Origin of the sequence: Pseudomonas sp. R5-89-07, from assembly GCF_003851685.1 — a bacterium.
Classification (GTDB): domain Bacteria; phylum Pseudomonadota; class Gammaproteobacteria; order Pseudomonadales; family Pseudomonadaceae; genus Aquipseudomonas.
The window spans coordinates 2,259,110-2,275,183 of record NZ_CP027727.1 but is presented as its reverse complement, the minus strand read 5'-3'; the positions used below and the strand labels follow the sequence as shown (position 1 = coordinate 2,275,183).

Below are 16,074 nucleotides of genomic sequence, written 5' to 3'. Positions count from 1 at the left end.
ACGGCCTGCCCGTACGAGAACAGGAGTATCGATATGGCTGAGCTCAACACGCGCCTCACACATAGTTTCAACATCTCCCACCCTATCGTCCTCGCGCCCATGGGGGGTGCCTCGGGAGCAAAACTGGCCACTGCAGTCTCCAAGGCCGGAGGGTTGGGGCTGGTCGGCGCCAGCTATGGCGACGAGCAGTGGATGCGCGCGGAGCTGGCGCCCATGCGGGAATTGAGGCAACCATGGGGTGTTGGCCTGGTGATGTTTACCGTCGCTCGAAACATGGCGCTTCTGGACCTGGCGCTGGAGTACGGACCGAACGCCGTCGCACTATCATTTGGCGATCCTGCGGCATTCGTGCCGATCATCCATCGGGCTGGCGCGAAAGCCATCGTACAGATCCATGAGCTGGACCAGGCCAGTGCGGCCCTGGACGCTGGGGCTGATGCACTGATTGTCCAAGGCGCCGAGGCCGGCGGGCACAGCTTGCGCCGCGGCCTGATGCCATTGTTGCCCGCGGTGCAGGATCGGGTCGGGGACCACATCCCGCTGATCGCGGCCGGCGGCATCGCAGATGGGCGTGGCGTGGCAGCGGCGCTGATGCTAGGTGCCGACGGGGTCATGCTGGGCACACGCTTCCTCGCTTCAGAAGAGGCCCTGCCCTCGGCCGCGTTCAAGAAGCGCCTGATCGAATCCAGCACGTCGGACACGGTGCGCACTCGAATTTTCGACCTGGTGCGCGGCATCGAATGGCCTGAACACTACAGTGGCCGGGCTATTGCCAACCGCTTTTCGCAAGCGTGGCTGGGCCACGATGAGACGCTGCGAGAGGCGCCGGATTCGATCCGTCAGGACTACGCCAAAGCGGTCCTCGCTGACGATCTTGAACAACGAGCGATCTGGGCAGGTGAGGTTCTGGATCTGGTAAGCGATATCAAGCCGGCTCGCCAGATCGTCCATGACCTGCTGAGCGAAACGACGCGAATCTTGCGCAACAGTCAGCAACTGCTGGCGCTCGATAAAATCGCCTGATCACCCCGGAGAACGACTATGCAAACATCCAATGCAGTCAGCAGCCAATGGGGCGACGGCCATCAACTGGCGGTGGTCATGTCACCGGTCATGCCCCTATGGGATAAAGGCCAGTTTTTCCAACCCATGATCGCCCCATTGGTAGAAGCAGGTTACCGGGTGGTTGTATTCGACACGTTATCGCTGCTGGCCGACGAAAGTGAATCGCTTGAGGATTTTTCGCGACGTTGGATGCATGTCCTGTCGGATCTGGGCCACATCGATCTGCTGGTAGGCTCAGCTCTGGGTGGCGCGGTCGTTCAAGCGCTACTCGGCAGCCGTCTCGCACCGCATGTCAGTAATGTACTGTTGCTGTCCTCGCCCGCCCTGGCGGATGGAATTCTAGACGGTCGGCTGGGGAAGATGGCTGATCTGGCCCTGCTCGGCGATCTCGAACAAGCGCTCCAACTACTCGACCAACTCGTACAACCGGCTACCCGGATACACCCCTGCGGGCCGATCGACATTGACCAAGCCAGTGCAGCACTCCAGGCAAGGCGCCTGCATCTGGGTTTCCGGCTACTCAATCGCCTCGACCTGCGCCAAGCCAGCCACAACTTCCCTGGCGCGTTATTGACGGTCTACGGCGAACAGTCACAGCTGGTACGCAGTATCAATGTGCATATCAACGAACAGGCCCGCCATTACCGGTTACCCATACCCGATGGCGGCATGCGCCCATTGCTTGATGCGCCGGCATTGGTCATTCGCACCGTGCGCGACCACTTGGGCATCAACCTGGAGGTGGCCGCATGAGCCATCCGCGGCGTTTATCCGAGACTGACTTCATCGATGTGCATTATCACGCCGGCCCAGACGCCTATCTGCGGCGTCATGGCGTGATGGCGGCGGGTCGGCGCTACGGCCAGTTGAACGGCTGGGTGGTGTTGAAGAACCATCTGGGCTGCAGCGCTTCACAAGCCTGGGAGGCCCGACAGGAGGGGCTTCCCGTGTCCGGTTCGGTGGTGCTCAACGAAATCGCCGGTGGTATCGATTTCAGGGTGGTACAACGTTCGCTATGCCATCACGGAGAGAGCGAAGCGCGGCTGATCGTTCACCTCCCCACCGTGACAGGCCGCACTCACCAGTCCCGCCTCAAACGCAACAGCGGTCATTGGATCCTGGATAAATACCCCATTCGACCGCTGACCGTCAGCCATGAAGGGAAGTTGAGCGAACAAACCTTGGATGTGCTGCGGATGGCCCGAGACTACCCCATCGTCATTTCTACCGGTCATTCCGACGCTCAGGAAGTTCGTTTGCTGGTAGACGCAGCCGTACGGCTGGATGTCCCCAGATTGATGCTCAACCAACCAGCCAACCCCTTGACCGGGTTGGACGCCAATGCCCTGCTGGAATTGGCTCAGGCCCCCATGGTCTACACCGAACAAACTGCCCTGACCTACCTGCTCGGCTATCAGCCATGGGAAGACGTGAGCAGGGTCCTGTGCGAAGTTCCCAGGGCGCTGTACAGTTCCGACCTCGGCCAGACCTCTCAACCAGATATCGAACAATGGCAGGTAGACAGCTCGCTGTGGTTTGAAAAAATGGGCATCGGCAGTGAGCGAGCGCAGCAGATCAGCCAAGGGAACGCGCGCAAACTGCTGCAACAGGAGCCGTAGTGCGCAAGGAGTTCTTGCGCCCAAGCGCCTTGACCGACGACTTGGCGACGCGCTTGATGTTGAAGACGATTCGTCACGCGGCATCGAGCGCAGAGCTACCGAGAGTCTCGGCTGCCATTGAAAAATCCTTTTAGATCGGCCTTTACCGCTGGTGTGACACCAGCGGTAAAGGCCCACGCGCGTCTTCAGTGGCGCAAGCTAGCCCGCCTCCGTGCCCTGTTCCAGGGCCTGCGCGAATTGACGCATCAGGCGCACCAGGCAGTTGATGTCTTCGGCAGCCCAGTCCTGAAAGATGTCTCGTGCCAGGCGCTCGCGCGCCTGGTCGATCTTATCGGTGACGGCCTTACCCTTGGCAGACACCACCGCCTCGCGCATTCGGCGATCTTCCGAGTTCTCGTGTCGGATCACTAATTCCATGCGCTCAAGCTTGGAAACCTGGCGGCTGATGGTCGTATAGTCCCGGCCCAGGCGACCTGCCAGATCCACGACGCCTATCGGCCCTACCCGCTCAATGACCACCAGCAGACGAAAGAGCGCCTGATCCAGATGGACACCCGCTTGCGCGATCAATCGCTCATCGTTGCGAGGCCGGTTCATTACGCTCACGATCGAGATCAATGACCGGTGGAGATCCTTCATCTGCACCGACATATGTGTATCTTGCACTTTATTTTTCGTAGTCATAAGCTGCTCCCTGTTATGTGCATCTTACACATTCCTAGGAGAAGTGAAATGCGTGAGCCTGTAGACGTCCTGATTTGTGGTGCCGGTGCCGCGGGCCTGACCCTGGCAATCGACTTGGCGCGGCGCGGGGTGAACTTTGCCCTTATCGAAAAGCGTCCCGCTGCCTTTTTAGGCTCGCGCGGCAAGGGCATACAGCCTCGCACCCAGGAGGTCTTCGAAGATCTCGGAATCCTGGACCGGGTGATGGCCGCAGGTGGTAGCTACCCTAATATCCGCAAATACGCGCCCAATGGCAGTCACGTTGACCAGCCGGTATCCATCGCTGCCGAGCCCACACCAGCAGAGCCCTACTGCCTTGCGTTGATGATTCCCCAATTCAAGACCGAGGCGATCTTGCGCGAACGCTTGATCGAACTGGGGCATGCGCCAGCGTTTGGTGTCGAGCTGACGGCAATGGTGGTCGGGACCTACGGTATCAATGCCATACTCGCAACCGCGGATGGCGAGCACCCCCTACAGGCCCGGTACCTGGTGGGCGCCGATGGCGGGCGCAGCTTTGTGCGCAGTACCTTGGGGATTGATTTTGCGGGCAAGACCCTGGGCGTGCGAGCGATCGTGGCCGATGTGGAATTGGATGGACTGTCGCGCGATGTGTGGCACCAGTTTGAGGGCGGGGGCGCAGGCCCATTGGCTATCTGCCCGTTGGCCGGCACCGACCTGTTCCAGATCCAGGCGCCTGTTCCTTTAGAGGGCGAGATTGACCTCTGCGCGGCGGCGCTGACCGAACGCGTTGCCCTGCACACCGGGCGCACGGACATCACCGTTAATTCAGTCGTCTGGTCCTCCACCTACAGCATGAATGCCAGGCTCGCCGAGCGTTACCGGGATGGCCCGGTATTTCTGGTCGGCGATGCGGCGCATGTTCATCCGCCTACCGGCGGACAGGGCCTCAACACGAGCGTCCAGGACGCCTACAACCTGGGCTGGAAGTTGGCCGCAGTATTGGCCGGCGCACCAGAGGCCCTACTCGAAACCTACGAAACTGAGCGTCGGCCGGTGGCCGAAGACGTGCTCGGCCTGTCCACGCGCCTGCTTGCAGGCTTCAAGACTGGCGACAACAGGCGGCCCCGTGAAGCTCAGCAGCTGGATATCGGCTATCGGCACTCACCGTTATCGCTCCCGTCGCAGGCTGCCGACAGCAAGCTCGCGCCAGGCGATCGTGCACCCGATGCCATCGTGCGACGCGCAAGCGGCAGCCCAACGCGTTTATTCAACCTGTTCCAAGGCACCCATTGGACCTTGCTGGTCAATGGCCCCTCGAACTTCGCGCCACGCACGGGCCTGCACATCCACAGCATCGGGCCCGGGTCGGAGATCGAAGATCACCTGGGCCAATTCGCCCGGTGCTACAGCCTCGATGAAGGCTGCGCCGTGCTGGTCAGGCCGGATGGCTATCTGGCAGGTTTCTTCAGCAAAGATCAGCCGGCTGCGTTGGGTGCCTACCTGTCCCGCCATACGCATTCGACGCTGATTGGCGGGTAAAGGGGGGCCCGTTGCCCGCCACTGTGCCTTTTATTGTACGAACAAGCGTTCGGCCGTCAGCGCGACGGCCAGTACAATCATCACGACCCCGGATACCTGGTTGACGCGCCTGGCTGCAACAGGTCGACTGCGCAGTAGCACGCCGGCACCGAATCCGACAGCCAGATAAACGAGACTGCAGCCAGCAATGTGCAGCAGTCCCAGGCAGATGATTTGCACCGGCACCGGCCACGCTGCGCTCAAGCTTGTGAATTGCGGCAAGAGGGCCAGGAAAAACAGAAACAGCTTAGGGTTCAACCCGGCCAAGCAAGCGCCTTTCAATGCCCATTGAAATCGGCTGGTCGACGTTTGCGCTTCAGCCTGAACCAGCACACCGGGATGCCTGAGCATGCCGATACCCATCCAGGCGAGGTAGACCGTGCCGGCCACGGTCAGCAGAGATAGCGCGCCCGGTGTGCTCGTCACCAGACCACCGACGCCAGCCGCCACCGCCAATGTGGCGGCCAAGTGTGCAGACATTATGCCGACGACCGCCGGAATGACCACTCGGCGTCCCCGCATGCCAGCGGCAATGGCATAGGCCCAGTCAGCGCCCGGTGTTAGCACCAGCAGCAAAGAAACGGCCCAGAATGCGGCCATGACGTTAATACTCATCTGCCCTCCCCCTCATTCCACGAACCCGAATCTGGCAATGGCACTCCGAATAATATTCGGCATAAGTTTCGGTTCGCATAATATGGTTCTGTCATCGGCGGAGAAATACCATGCAGGAAGATACGAAGGCCGTTCGGCGCCCGCGCGGCGACCATGCAGAACTCGATGCAATCGACCGAAAGCTGTTAGGTCTTTTGGCACAAAACGCTGAACTCAGTTACAAGGAGCTCAGCGCGCACGTTCATTTATCTGCGCCGGCTATCCATGAGCGGGTCAAACGCTTGAAGCAAAGGGGTGTCATTCGAGCGACAGTTGCGTTACTGGATGGGCCGATGATCGGCAGAGACCTGCTTGCCTTCGTGCATCTGGAAACGAGCAACTGGGAAACCACCCGGCGTGTGCTGGAGATGTCTGCTTTCCCGCAGATTGAAGAGATTCATACCGTTGCGGGTGATACCGCCATGATTCTGAAGGTGCGCACGGAAAACTCGGCGGAACTGGAAAACATGCTAGGCGCGCTACATCGCCTGGAGGGTTTCAAAGCCGTGAAGACGTTTATTGCCTTGGGTACTTATCTTGAGCGCGGCCCGCTGCCGGCGTAGCGCGGCCCCCGTGGCGACGGGCACCTGGGTTGACCACCGAGGGAACATTGCGCTCCCTCGGTGGCTCGTTGTCAGGTAAACAGATCGACGCCCAACTGGAAAGCGACCCACAACGCGAGGCCTGTCGCAAAGAGCAGCGCGATATTTTCAAACAGGTTATTGCGGTATTGCTTGTCCAGCAGCGACTTCTGGTTGGACATGATCAGCAAGCCCAGGGAAATAACCGGCAAGCCAATAATGTTCAACGCGCTGACGCCAATGGTCAGGGTTACGAAATCCGGCATGCCTGGCAGCGACCAGATCAACGGCGTCACCAGGATGAACAGCATGAACCATTTGTGCATCGGGTCATGATGAAACTCCTTGCCGTACTTTTCGCGCCGTTCAGGACGAACGTGTTGGAAGGCATCGGTAATCAGCATCGGGAACGCGGTGGTCTTGCCGGAAATGCTGGCAAACAATGTGGCGAATACGCCGATGAAGAACACATACCAACCTACCGGGCCGAAGAATATTTCCAGCGCCTTGCCCAGATCGCCCAAGGTCTTCACCTCGATGCCGTTGGGCCGCAGGATTTCCGCGCCGACGATCCAGATGGCCAGGTTGATGACGATCCCGACGAACACTGCAAACAGCAAATCGTTGCGTTGAACCCGCTTGTGCTGCGGCCCGACCCAGCCTTTTTGACGCATGACATACGGATGCACGAAGTTGGCGATGGAGCCTGCAACCGCGCCGATAACCGATACCGCCACCAGCAGCGCGCCATGCACGCCTTCATCCGGCGGGATGCTGAAGCCGATGGTGCCTTTGACGATGCCGACGACATCGGGACCGGACATCACGGCCAAGGCAATGAAAGCCAGGGTCATGATCGCCAACAGCACTTTCATCACGCCTTCGATCATCGAATAAATATTACGCCCCACCAGCAGCCACACCGCGAGCACCACCGCCAATGAACACAGCAGTGGCTGGTCGCTTTTAAACAGCATCGCCAGCGACTCACCTGCCCCTTTGATCATGTAGGCGTTCATCAAGTGCCCCATCAACAGGGCGTAAACGAGCATGAACCAGGCGAAAAAGGGATTCAGTTGCGCATAGCCCTGCAGGATGGTCAGGCCCTGGTTATTGCACAACTGGAAGCGAGCGATGATGTTTACGATCAGGTATCTCAAGAGCAGCGAGACCGCCAGCACCCACATCATTGCGTAACCGTAATTGGCACCGGCCACGGAGGACGTGATCAAGTCGCCAGCGCCCAGCCACGACAGTACCGCAATGATTCCGGGGCCCAGCAGTTTAAGTATTCGGACAAATCGATTGTCCGTGGGCGCCGCAACCTGGCCTTCGACGGAACGAATGCTCGTCATAGAGGGTATCTCCGTTTATTTTTTTTGTGAGAACACGGGCAGTCGAACACGATAGATACGACGTCGTACAACAATTCTTAAATGAGTGTATTTAGAAATGTTTCAGCGCCGAAACGCGATGACGTCGGGTGCGTGGAATAGACACTAGCGAGGAAAAAGCCGGCATTAACAGCGCCTGATGCACGGTTTAGAGTGCCGAGCTGAGCAAAACAACGATTGATGTCGCCCGAGCATGGTCATAGGATGACTTACCACAATCATAAAAATAAGGAATCACCCGTGCGGACCCCTCTTCTTTTGGCCGCTGCCGTTGCCTACGGCCTCAGCCTGCAAGCCAACGCCGCAACGTTTGCCTATATCTCGAGCCCGGGAGACGGTCTGATTTCCCAGTATCGTCTTGATCAGGACACCGGCGCGCTGCGTCTGATTGAACAGGTCAACGCCGGTGATCAAGTCAACCCCATGGCCATCACCCCTGACGGTAAAGTGTTGTTTGCCGCCTTGCGGGTCAAGCCGTTTAAGGTACTGGGATACAGCATCGACCCCACAAGCGGGCATCTGACACTGCAATCCAAAGCGCCACTGGCAGAAAGCATGGCTTACCTGTCTACCGACAGAAAAGGCCACTATCTGCTCGGAGCATCCTACGGTGCCGACACCCTCAGCGTTCAGGCCATCGACAAGGCCTATAAGCCTTCTGCCAGCATCCAGAGCTATAAGACAGGCCTGCATGCGCATTCGGTGCGTACCGACCCGAGCAACCGTTTTGCCTACGCGGGCAATCTTGGCGTGGACCGGGTGCTGCAATATCGCCTTGATGCCAACACCGGCGCGCTGACCCCCATAGGCAGCGGCTACATCAAAGTCCAAGACAATACCGGGCCTCGGCACCTGGCCTTTTCCCCGGACGGCAAATACCTGTATGTGGTGGGTGAAATGAGTGGCACGGTCACCGCGTTTTCAATCAATGCGAGCACTGGCGCATTGGCTCAGATTGCCGTCTCCAACGGTATTCCTGAGCGTTTGAAACTGGCTCACGGTGAAGTGCGTGATGCACGTAACAACGACTTGAAGGACGACCCCACACCCCGTATCTGGGCGGCGGACCTGCGGATCTCGCCCAACGGCAAGCTACTGTTGATGACCGAACGTACCAGCAGTTCGGTGTCGGCCTTCGCGGTTGACCCTTCCACCGGCGGCTTGAGTTTTATTGCGAACTACCCCGTGCAAGAGCAGCAGCCACGCAATATCGCGTTTTCACCCAACGGTCGCTGGTTGCTGGTGACGGGTGAGAAAAGCGACAAAGTCGGCACCTACGCCATCAGCCATAACGGCGCCTTGAAACGTGTCGGCGAAGCGGCGTCGGGCAAAGGTGCGTTATGGATCGAGGTACTGCAAACGTTGGGAGACTAATTCACAACCTATGGATATCGGTCACCGCAGGCAATTCTTCGGGGTAGTAGATCATGAGTAGATGTTCTGGAGCGCTTTCCCGCTCAGGATCGATGGCCGCTCGGAAGGATTGGATAAAATATTTGGCAATCGAGGGCGGACGTCCAGAACCCTTGAGGCAGTACCCCATTGCCCTACCTGCATCATTGTAGGGCTGGAAGACGCTGCTCAACCTTGAGCAACTGCATCTGCTGGCGATAGTCATCGGTGACCTGGCGTGACTGGCTGCTGCTGGTGATGACACGCGGGGTAATCAGCACGATGAGTTCGGTGCGCGCCTTGGACTTGCTGGTAGTGCCAAACAACCAGCGCAGGCCGGGGATTTTGCCCAGGTAAGGTACCGAGGTAGCGCTTTCGGCGTTGTCCTGTTTGATCAGACCACCGAGCAATACCGTCTGGCCGCTTTGCACCGCGACTTGGGTCGACACCGAACGCGTCGAAATACGCGGGTTGGTTTGCGTGTCGGTGATCGAGCTGGTGTCCGCGTCACTGACCTGTTGCTTGATGTCCATATACACCAGGCCGCCCGGGTTGATGCGCGGCACTACGTCGAGAATGACCCCGGTCTGCACGTACTCGACGCTGCTCAGGGTGGTGTCAGAGGTGCTGGTGTTGACGGTGGTCTGGTTGATCGGGATGTTGTCGCCGACCTGGATCTGCGCCTGCTGGTTATTCATCACCACCAGCGACGGCGCCGACAGCACTTGGGTGCGGCCATTGGTTTCAAGCGCGCGCAAGGCAACCTGCAAATTATTGCTGACAAACGAGTAGAACAGCGAACTGCTGCCGACCGCTACCCCGCCGCCGCCCAGGGCGCCCTGGCTGCCGGTGGTATTGGCGACCGTGGTGCTGGAAGAATTACCCGCCAGTCGTCCCAGGTACCACTGCACGCCGAGGTCCAGTTCGCCGCTGAGCTTGACCTCAAGAATCCGCGTTTCGATCTGCACTTGCAGCGGTGCATTGTCCAGCCGCTTGATCGCCGATTCGATTTCCTTCCATTGCGCCGGCCGGGTGCGCACCAGCAATTGGTTGCTGCTCTTCTGCGCGGTGATACGCGTGCCGGCGTCGATGCTTTTGGCCGCATCGCCGGTGGTCTCGGCCTGCTCGCCACCGCTGTCGGCTTCGCTGTCGAGGTTCTCGCCGCCCTCCTCCGATTCATCGCTGGCGAGCGGCTGGTTATCGTTCATCCCGCTGCCCATGCTGGCGGTGCTGCTGATGCCGCTGGACGTACCGCCGCTGCTCAACGAGGACAAGCTACGCGTTCGCAGGCCCGGCGCGACCTTGGCCGCGGTGTCGTCCTTGATCGCACCGCCGCCGTAGATCTGGCGCAAATACTTGGCGAGGTCGGTGGCCTTCATGTTGCGCACGTCGTACACGTACATCTGCGGCTCGTTGCCACCGCCTTCGTCGATGGTACGGATCCAGTCGCCGACTTCACTGAGGTACTGCGGCTGCGACGAAATAGCTACCACCGAATTGGTGCGCTCAATCGGCAGAAAACGCACCATGCCCGCCAAAGGCATGCCGCTGTCGGGGCCGAACATCTTTTGCAATTCGGGCATCAGTTCGGCGACTGACGCGCGTTGCAGGCCGAACACGCCGACAGACATACCCTTGAGCCAATTCACGTCAAAGGTGTCGATAGTGTCCTGATAGTTGGCCAGCTCCTCCGGCGTGCCGGCCAGGCTCAGCACGTTGCGCGCCGGGTCGACCAGCAGGAACGCGTTTTCACGGGCGAACGGCTTTAGCAGCTTCTGCATCTCGGTGGCCGAGATATAGCGCAGCACGAACAGCCGCGCGGACAGCCCGGCCGACGGTTGCGCCACGCTCATCTCCGGCACCAGCTTGCCGGCCACCGCCTGGTTGGCCGGCAGAATTACATAGCGATCACCCTGTTTGATCAGCGCATTATCGGTCCACGACAGCAATGTCTCGAGGATCGACAGCGCCTGTTTTTTATTAACGGGCTTGGACGTGGAGAAACTCACCTCACCCTTCACACCCTGGGCGATGCTGTAGTTCTCGTGCAGCAGGTCGCCCATGATGCTGTTGACCACCGCCGCAATTGGCTGGTTGCTGAAATTGAACACAATATCGCCGCTGTCCTGTTCACGCGCAGTCGCCGCAGCGGCCGGTGGGCGGACGAACTGCTGATTGCCGCGAATCAGTTGGCGCCGTGGCGGCGTCGCCTGGGCAGTCGGTGTGTCGACCACCGGCTGCTCGCTGCGCGGGTCGACCGGCGGGCGTTGCGAGCCGGTGCCCTGCAGGGCTTCGCGCATCATGTCGCGGTCTTGCTCGAAGGTTTCGGGCGCGGTGGCACAACCCGCCAGCGCAACCGCGGCGACGAGGCAAAGCATAGGGGTGGCGACGGCGGGCGCGCCTTTGGAACTGGCCATTACGGGGTGGACTCATGTGGAAGGAAAGTCGGCGGTGTGGTCGAAGGCGGTGGCAGGCGCGGCGCATACAGCGCCAGGCGTTGGCTGCGCCCTTGGGATGAGAACTCAGCGTGTGTGGCAGTCAGGCTGTCGAGCTTCCAGCCATTGGGCAGCGACTGCCCCTGATGCAAGTTGAGCGGCGGCCCGTCACTGCGTTTGAGCATGGCAACGCGCAGCTCGCCATTGATCAGCACCCCGGTCAGGGTCAAGCCACTCAGGCTGGCGGCCTGCGCCTGAACCACGGCGTGATCCGGGCTGCGATCGGGGCTGAACAGCGGATTTTTCCAAGTCGCAGCCAGGCTGTCCAACGAGGCACTCGGCGCAGTGACTGGCTTGAACTGATCATGGGACTCGCTGCGGGCAGCCTGCTCGGGCAACCAGTTCGGGTCATCGGCGATACCACTGGTGATCGCGGCAATGGCCAGCCCCAAGGCCAGCGCCAGTCCGACCAGCCCGCGTTCGAGACGGCTCATGGCGCGGCCTGCGCTTGCAGATAACCACGCACCAGCAGGTGCACCGTCAACTGCCCGGCCGCGCCATTGGCGGGGGCATTTGGCCCACGCCGCACGCTCAGCTCATCCACAAACAGAAACGGCCGCTGATACTCCAGCGTCCGCAGAATCGCTTCCAGGGGTTCGATGGCGCAGCTAAGGGTCAGGCTGACTTTGACCTGGCGATAAGGCTCGGCTGCATCTTGCTCGGGGGTGATCGGCATCCGTTGACTCAGCGCGCAGCCGGCGCCACTGCCGGCCTGGCGGCTGATCAGGTCAGCCATGCGCTGCATCAAGTCAGCAGCCACCGCGCTGGGGTCGTCGCCGGGCAGCAAGCTGGTGCTGCTGGCGGGATCGCTGCGTGCCTGTTGCAATTGCGCTTGCAGTGTATCGGCCTGGCGCAGCACTCCGGCATAGCGTTGCTGCTGGGTGCGCAGCGCGTCGGCCTGGGCATTGAGATCGCGCAGCGGCGCGGCGAACCAGCTGTCAATCAATAGCCAATAGGCGGCGCCAAGCAGCAGCGCGAGGAGTATCAACGCGACGCCACGGCGCTCGCGGTCAGTCAGTGGACGGGCCATCAGCGACCTCCTGATGAATGTCGGTACGCAGGGAAAAATGGTCTTTAGCGGTTTGCGCATCCGGCTGGATCACGCCTACAAACCGCGCATTTTCCAGACTGCGGCAACCCTTGATTTGCGTGATGAGGCCGCTGGCCTTGGCGCTTTGCCCGGAAAAGGACAGATCGCCGTCGCGGTTGATTTCCAATTGCTCCACCCATGTGTCAGCCGGCAGGCACGTGGTCAGCTCGTTGAGCAGCGCCGCCACGGTCGGTTGCGCGGCCTTGCGCCGATTCAGGTAATCGGCCGCGCCACGGGTATTGGCCAGTTGCTGGCGCACCTGTTGCAACTGCGCCACCTGGGCTTTTTGCGCCTGCACCGTGGTCTGCATCTGCGCCACCAGCACTTGGCGGCTGTTGAGCCACAGCAGCATCGCCGCGAACAGCAAGGCGCCACACAGCCAAAGCAGCGCGTGGCGCAGACGGTGCGTATTGTGCGGTGACGACGGACGCAGTGCGGCGGGCAACAGGTTGATGCCCAGGCGAGAGTCGGCGCTGTCGCCCACATCCACGCGTTGCGGCTGCAGACCCTGCGCGGCGCAATCGGCGAGCAGGCTGTCGAGGCGTTCGCGCAGGATCGCCACCAGCGTGACCTGCAACCACGCGCCGCTGCGCCGCTCCTGGCGCGCGACAAAATACAACTGCGAGGCGTCGAACGGGGTAAGCCGGTCCAGCTCATAGCCGACCACGGCGTGCAGATTGCGCGCGGCTGCCACTGGCAATTGCAGGCGCTGCATCAGTACCGCCGAAGGTGGCAGCAACAGTACCGGTGTGGCCTGCACCGGCGATTCGGGCAACGGTGTGCGTAATGGCCAGGTATAGACCTGCTGCGGGATCGCCGGGCTGCACAGCCATGACGGCAGGCAGGCGCGCAGCTCGTTGAGCCACAACCGCCAGCCCTGTTGCAGCAAGCTGCCACGCCAGCGCTGGGCAAGCGGCGCGGCCAGTGGTTGAAACCAGGCAGTCAGGTATTCGTTCATTCTTGCCACCCGAGGACTCGATACGGTTGTGCGCTGCCGGGCGCGGGGCTTAATAACAACGTGGTTCGCACACGCGCGTGAGAGCCGGGGCGTTCGACGCGGCTGTCGATCAGCAGCACATCACCCGGGGTGGCGCCCACGGCACTCGGGCTGCCCAAGTGCAGGGCACGGCGCAGCAGCGGGCTGGCGAAGGCCGCGTCAGGCCGGTCGAGGCCACTCCACAAGGTCAAGTCGGGGAGCATCTGGCTGTACAGCGCCTGGCTCATGCCCGGTAGCTGGCGTATTTCTTCGATCACTCGCAGCGGCGCGGCATCGTCCCGTCGGCGTGCTTCCAGGCCCTGCGCCAGGGCCGCCGCTTGTGGCTGGCTGGCGCCACAGGCCTTGGCGAGCCGCGCCAGGTCACTGCCCGGGGCGCTGTTCAAGTCGAGCTTGCCGCGCTCGCTGTAAACGCGGATGTGCACGTGCACACCGTCGAACGGCAACACGGTTTCGCGCCCATCAGCGACCCAGTGCTGTCGTTGCAGCGGGTCGAGCAGCCCTTGCACGGCCAGGTTCAAACCGGCCTCGGCGGCGAATTCGGCGCTGGCGTGCTGGCGATACCACGCGGCCTGGCGACTTTGCAGCTGTACCCAGCCAGCCAGGGCGCCGAGCATCACACTGAGCAACGCCAGTACCCACAACGCCAGCAGCAGCGCAACCCCACGCTGATGCTTCATCGCTCGGGCACTCCGCCGGCCAGGTCCAGACGCAGCGCAACCACTTCGGTCAGCCACTGCACAGGGCCACTGACCTTGGCCCGGATGCGCACTGCACGCGGCAAGCGTTGCGGCCACGGCCACTGGTCGAGCCAATCGGTCAGTTGGCCCTCGGCGCTGAACCCTTGGTAACTGAAGTTCAACTGCTGGACGTCGCGCATCAGCACCTGCGGCTCGCCCCACGGCGAGTCAGAGGCGTCGTGGTTGATGTGGGCAAACGTAACCTGCAAGGTGTCGCCCTGCAGGGCCAGGGTGTACCGATTGATGCCGCCGCCCAACTGCCCCGGCAGGCCTGCGACGAACGCCAGGCGCTGTGCCGAGCCGAAGAACAGGCCCGGGGTATCACGGTCGAGCGGCTCAATAGGCAGCGGTAGCGCCTGGGCGAGTGATGTGCGCAGAAACTGCTGCGCGGCGCGCATTTCATCCAGGCTGACGGTGTAGCGCTGCGCCTTGAGCACCGCGCGATTGGCCCCCAACAGCGCGCCGCCGACCAGGGTCAGCAATACACCGAGCAGGCTCAGCACAATCATGATTTCGAGCAGGGTAAAACCCTGCTGACGGCGCTTCACAAACCGGCCCCTGCCGCACGCAGTTTCAAGGTGCTGAAGCTCGCCTGGCGCGGGCCTTCGCTGACCGTCAGGTCGAGGCGAAACAAATGCGGCAGGCCGATGCGTGTCGGCTGCTGGGCGATGCGCAGCTGCCAGGCAATCCCGTCCAAATCGCCTTGGCGCACGCCATTCGCCAAGGGGCCGGCCGCTTCCTGGTCCATCACGCTGACCGCGGCATGGCTCAGCCGATCGCTGTGGGCGACTTGCAACAGCGAGCGCGCGCTCTGGCCGAAGGCGACCAGCAGCACGGTGCTGCAGATGGCCATGAGCGTGAGCGCGGCGAGCATTTCCAACAGGGTAAAACCGGCTTGCCGCTTCATGGCAGCGCCTTGGACTGCACGCTGCCGGTCAGCCAGCCAATATCGATACGCCAGCGCCGGCTGCCATTGGCCAACAACAGGTTACCGCCGGTGGAACTGCCATCGGGGTAGAACTCCACCGCCGAGCCTGCGTGTTCGGCGGTGTGCAGGGTGACTTGCAGGTCGGCCGGCCAGTGCTTTTTCGGCCGGCCCGGGGCCTGGAAGCTGAGCGTGCGCAGGTCGAAGACGGTGGCTTCAGTGCTGCCGTTGACGATTGCTTTGGCCCGCGTGCTGCGAAGCGCCTCGACCATTTGCCCGACCACTTGACGCTCCTTGGCCGAACGCAAGCCTTGTTGCAGGCCAAAACCCACCAAGCCGGCCGCGATGCTGATCAGGACGATCACCACCAGCATTTCCAGCAAGGTAAAACCACGTTGGGCGTTGGCCATGGTCAGCAGTTATTCCCAGTTGCCCAGGTCGGCGCTGTAGCCTTCGCCGCCGGGTTGGCCGTCCTGGCCGTAGAAGATCAGGTCGAACGCGCCGTGCTCGCCGGGGAAGCGGTAGCCGAAGGCATGGCCGAACGGGTCCTTGAGGTCCGACGGCTTGGCATACGGCCCGGCCCAACCGGCGGTGTTGCCCGGCTTGTCGACCAGTTGCTGCAGGGACTTGGGCGGCGAGCCGACGTCCAGGCCGTAGCTTTCGATTTTCATGCTCAGGCTGGCCAGTTGCGCCTTGCCCGCACCGTACTTGCCTTTGTCGACATTGCCGCCGACCTGGCGCACCACGATGGTCGCGACGATGCCCAGCAGCACGATCACGGCGAGCATTTCCAGCAGGGTAAAACCACCCTGGCGGCGGGCGGGCTTGAAGCGGGTATGGCGCATGGGTAAGGGTCCTCG

General features: G+C 61.4%; 18 protein-coding genes. 6 read left to right on the top strand and 12 right to left on the bottom strand.

What is annotated here, in order from left to right:
* Positions 1 to 33 precede the first annotated feature (33 nt).
* The 3 genes from C4J94_RS10530 to C4J94_RS10520 are packed head-to-tail and all read left to right on the top strand — an operon-like array spanning position 34 to position 2,684.
* Positions 34 to 1,023: a nitronate monooxygenase family protein gene (locus tag C4J94_RS10530; protein ID WP_124386088.1), complete on the top strand. Its 990-nt coding sequence runs from the start codon at positions 34 to 36 to the stop codon at positions 1,021 to 1,023.
* Between the two features lie 18 nt (positions 1,024 to 1,041).
* The gene (locus C4J94_RS10525; protein ID WP_124386087.1) at positions 1,042 to 1,818 is read left to right on the top strand and encodes an alpha/beta fold hydrolase; all 777 of its coding nucleotides are present in this window, start codon (positions 1,042 to 1,044) and stop codon (positions 1,816 to 1,818) included.
* On the top strand, positions 1,815 to 2,684 hold the full coding sequence (locus C4J94_RS10520; protein ID WP_124386086.1) for a DUF6282 family protein: 870 nt from the start codon (positions 1,815 to 1,817) through the stop codon (positions 2,682 to 2,684). Before C4J94_RS10525 ends, C4J94_RS10520 begins: the two co-directional genes overlap by 4 nt.
* A 198-nt stretch (positions 2,685 to 2,882) precedes the next feature.
* Here C4J94_RS10520 and C4J94_RS10515 read toward each other — a convergent pair whose 3' ends face one another.
* The gene (locus tag C4J94_RS10515) at positions 2,883 to 3,368 is read right to left on the bottom strand and encodes a MarR family winged helix-turn-helix transcriptional regulator (protein ID WP_124386085.1); all 486 of its coding nucleotides are present in this window, start codon (positions 3,366 to 3,368) and stop codon (positions 2,883 to 2,885) included.
* 48 nt (positions 3,369 to 3,416) lie between these two features.
* Here C4J94_RS10515 and C4J94_RS10510 point away from each other — a divergent pair, with 48 nt between their 5' ends.
* The gene (locus C4J94_RS10510; RefSeq protein WP_124386084.1) at positions 3,417 to 4,910 is read left to right on the top strand and encodes an FAD-dependent oxidoreductase; all 1,494 of its coding nucleotides are present in this window, start codon (positions 3,417 to 3,419) and stop codon (positions 4,908 to 4,910) included.
* A 30-nt stretch (positions 4,911 to 4,940) separates the two neighbouring features.
* On the opposite strand, the gene C4J94_RS10505 is transcribed toward C4J94_RS10510, so the two are convergent.
* Positions 4,941 to 5,564, bottom strand: a complete 624-nt coding sequence (locus C4J94_RS10505) for a LysE family translocator (RefSeq protein WP_124386083.1) — start codon at positions 5,562 to 5,564, stop codon at positions 4,941 to 4,943.
* Positions 5,565 to 5,674: 110 nt separating this feature from the next.
* Here C4J94_RS10505 and C4J94_RS10500 point away from each other — a divergent pair, with 110 nt between their 5' ends.
* Positions 5,675 to 6,166 (top strand): Lrp/AsnC family transcriptional regulator, encoded by a 492-nt coding sequence (locus C4J94_RS10500; protein ID WP_124386082.1) that lies wholly within the window; start codon positions 5,675 to 5,677, stop codon positions 6,164 to 6,166.
* Between the two features lie 71 nt (positions 6,167 to 6,237).
* Here C4J94_RS10500 and C4J94_RS10495 read toward each other — a convergent pair whose 3' ends face one another.
* A complete protein-coding gene (locus C4J94_RS10495; RefSeq protein ID WP_124386081.1) occupies positions 6,238 to 7,539 on the bottom strand; it encodes an Nramp family divalent metal transporter in 1,302 nt (433 codons plus the stop codon).
* 279 nt (positions 7,540 to 7,818) lie between these two features.
* On the opposite strand from C4J94_RS10495, the gene C4J94_RS10490 reads away from it, so the two are divergent.
* Entirely contained in the window at positions 7,819 to 8,952 is a 1,134-nt protein-coding gene (locus tag C4J94_RS10490) for a lactonase family protein (protein WP_164485566.1), read from the top strand.
* Positions 8,953 to 9,134: 182 nt separating this feature from the next.
* Here the strand turns inward: C4J94_RS10490 and gspD are convergent, their stop codons facing one another.
* Genes gspD through gspG form a run of 9 tightly spaced genes read right to left on the bottom strand, consistent with a single transcriptional unit; the run spans position 9,135 to position 16,059 of the window.
* Complete coding sequence (gene gspD, locus C4J94_RS10485) at positions 9,135 to 11,387, bottom strand: type II secretion system secretin GspD (protein WP_124386079.1); 2,253 nt, start codon at positions 11,385 to 11,387, stop codon at positions 9,135 to 9,137.
* Positions 11,387 to 11,899 carry a general secretion pathway protein GspN gene (locus C4J94_RS10480; RefSeq protein ID WP_124386078.1) on the bottom strand — a complete coding sequence of 171 codons (513 nt, stop codon included), beginning with the start codon at positions 11,897 to 11,899 and terminating at the stop codon, positions 11,387 to 11,389. Before C4J94_RS10480 ends, gspD begins: the two co-directional genes overlap by 1 nt.
* A complete protein-coding gene (gspM, locus tag C4J94_RS10475; protein ID WP_124386077.1) occupies positions 11,896 to 12,495 on the bottom strand; it encodes a type II secretion system protein GspM in 600 nt (199 codons plus the stop codon). Before gspM ends, C4J94_RS10480 begins: the two co-directional genes overlap by 4 nt.
* Positions 12,476 to 13,513, bottom strand: a complete 1,038-nt coding sequence (locus C4J94_RS10470) for a PilN domain-containing protein (protein ID WP_124386076.1) — start codon at positions 13,511 to 13,513, stop codon at positions 12,476 to 12,478. Before C4J94_RS10470 ends, gspM begins: the two co-directional genes overlap by 20 nt.
* A complete protein-coding gene (locus C4J94_RS10465; RefSeq protein WP_124386075.1) occupies positions 13,510 to 14,229 on the bottom strand; it encodes a type II secretion system protein GspK in 720 nt (239 codons plus the stop codon). Before C4J94_RS10465 ends, C4J94_RS10470 begins: the two co-directional genes overlap by 4 nt.
* Positions 14,226 to 14,837, bottom strand: coding sequence for a prepilin-type N-terminal cleavage/methylation domain-containing protein (locus tag C4J94_RS10460; protein ID WP_124386074.1), 612 nt, complete (start codon positions 14,835 to 14,837; stop codon positions 14,226 to 14,228). Before C4J94_RS10460 ends, C4J94_RS10465 begins: the two co-directional genes overlap by 4 nt.
* Positions 14,834 to 15,196, bottom strand: a complete 363-nt coding sequence (locus C4J94_RS10455) for a type II secretion system protein (RefSeq protein ID WP_124386073.1) — start codon at positions 15,194 to 15,196, stop codon at positions 14,834 to 14,836. Before C4J94_RS10455 ends, C4J94_RS10460 begins: the two co-directional genes overlap by 4 nt.
* Entirely contained in the window at positions 15,193 to 15,624 is a 432-nt protein-coding gene (locus C4J94_RS10450; RefSeq protein ID WP_124386072.1) for a prepilin-type N-terminal cleavage/methylation domain-containing protein, read from the bottom strand. Before C4J94_RS10450 ends, C4J94_RS10455 begins: the two co-directional genes overlap by 4 nt.
* Before the next feature lie 9 nt (positions 15,625 to 15,633).
* Positions 15,634 to 16,059 carry a type II secretion system major pseudopilin GspG gene (gspG, locus tag C4J94_RS10445; protein WP_017478966.1) on the bottom strand — a complete coding sequence of 142 codons (426 nt, stop codon included), beginning with the start codon at positions 16,057 to 16,059 and terminating at the stop codon, positions 15,634 to 15,636.
* Positions 16,060 to 16,074 lie beyond the last annotated feature (15 nt).

What these genes read in the sequence shown, in the direction of transcription:
- C4J94_RS10500 (WP_124386082.1), top strand. Translation starts at nt 5,675, where the DNA reads ATGCAGGAAGATACGAAGGCCGTTCGGCGCCCGCGCGGCGACCATGCA.
- C4J94_RS10455 (WP_124386073.1), bottom strand. Translation starts at nt 15,196, where the DNA reads ATGAAGCGGCAAGCCGGTTTTACCCTGTTGGAAATGCTCGCCGCGCTC.
- C4J94_RS10530 (WP_124386088.1), top strand. Translation starts at nt 34, where the DNA reads ATGGCTGAGCTCAACACGCGCCTCACACATAGTTTCAACATCTCCCAC.
- C4J94_RS10505 (WP_124386083.1), bottom strand. Translation starts at nt 5,564, where the DNA reads ATGAGTATTAACGTCATGGCCGCATTCTGGGCCGTTTCTTTGCTGCTG.
- C4J94_RS10465 (WP_124386075.1), bottom strand. Translation starts at nt 14,229, where the DNA reads ATGAAGCATCAGCGTGGGGTTGCGCTGCTGCTGGCGTTGTGGGTACTG.
- C4J94_RS10450 (WP_124386072.1), bottom strand. Translation starts at nt 15,624, where the DNA reads ATGGCCAACGCCCAACGTGGTTTTACCTTGCTGGAAATGCTGGTGGTG.
- C4J94_RS10515 (WP_124386085.1), bottom strand. Translation starts at nt 3,368, where the DNA reads ATGACTACGAAAAATAAAGTGCAAGATACACATATGTCGGTGCAGATG.
- C4J94_RS10520 (WP_124386086.1), top strand. Translation starts at nt 1,815, where the DNA reads ATGAGCCATCCGCGGCGTTTATCCGAGACTGACTTCATCGATGTGCAT.
- gspD (WP_124386079.1), bottom strand. Translation starts at nt 11,387, where the DNA reads ATGGCCAGTTCCAAAGGCGCGCCCGCCGTCGCCACCCCTATGCTTTGC.
- C4J94_RS10480 (WP_124386078.1), bottom strand. Translation starts at nt 11,899, where the DNA reads ATGAGCCGTCTCGAACGCGGGCTGGTCGGACTGGCGCTGGCCTTGGGG.
- C4J94_RS10495 (WP_124386081.1), bottom strand. Translation starts at nt 7,539, where the DNA reads ATGACGAGCATTCGTTCCGTCGAAGGCCAGGTTGCGGCGCCCACGGAC.
- C4J94_RS10470 (WP_124386076.1), bottom strand. Translation starts at nt 13,513, where the DNA reads ATGAACGAATACCTGACTGCCTGGTTTCAACCACTGGCCGCGCCGCTT.
- C4J94_RS10510 (WP_124386084.1), top strand. Translation starts at nt 3,417, where the DNA reads ATGCGTGAGCCTGTAGACGTCCTGATTTGTGGTGCCGGTGCCGCGGGC.
- gspM (WP_124386077.1), bottom strand. Translation starts at nt 12,495, where the DNA reads ATGGCCCGTCCACTGACTGACCGCGAGCGCCGTGGCGTCGCGTTGATA.
- C4J94_RS10525 (WP_124386087.1), top strand. Translation starts at nt 1,042, where the DNA reads ATGCAAACATCCAATGCAGTCAGCAGCCAATGGGGCGACGGCCATCAA.
- gspG (WP_017478966.1), bottom strand. Translation starts at nt 16,059, where the DNA reads ATGCGCCATACCCGCTTCAAGCCCGCCCGCCGCCAGGGTGGTTTTACC.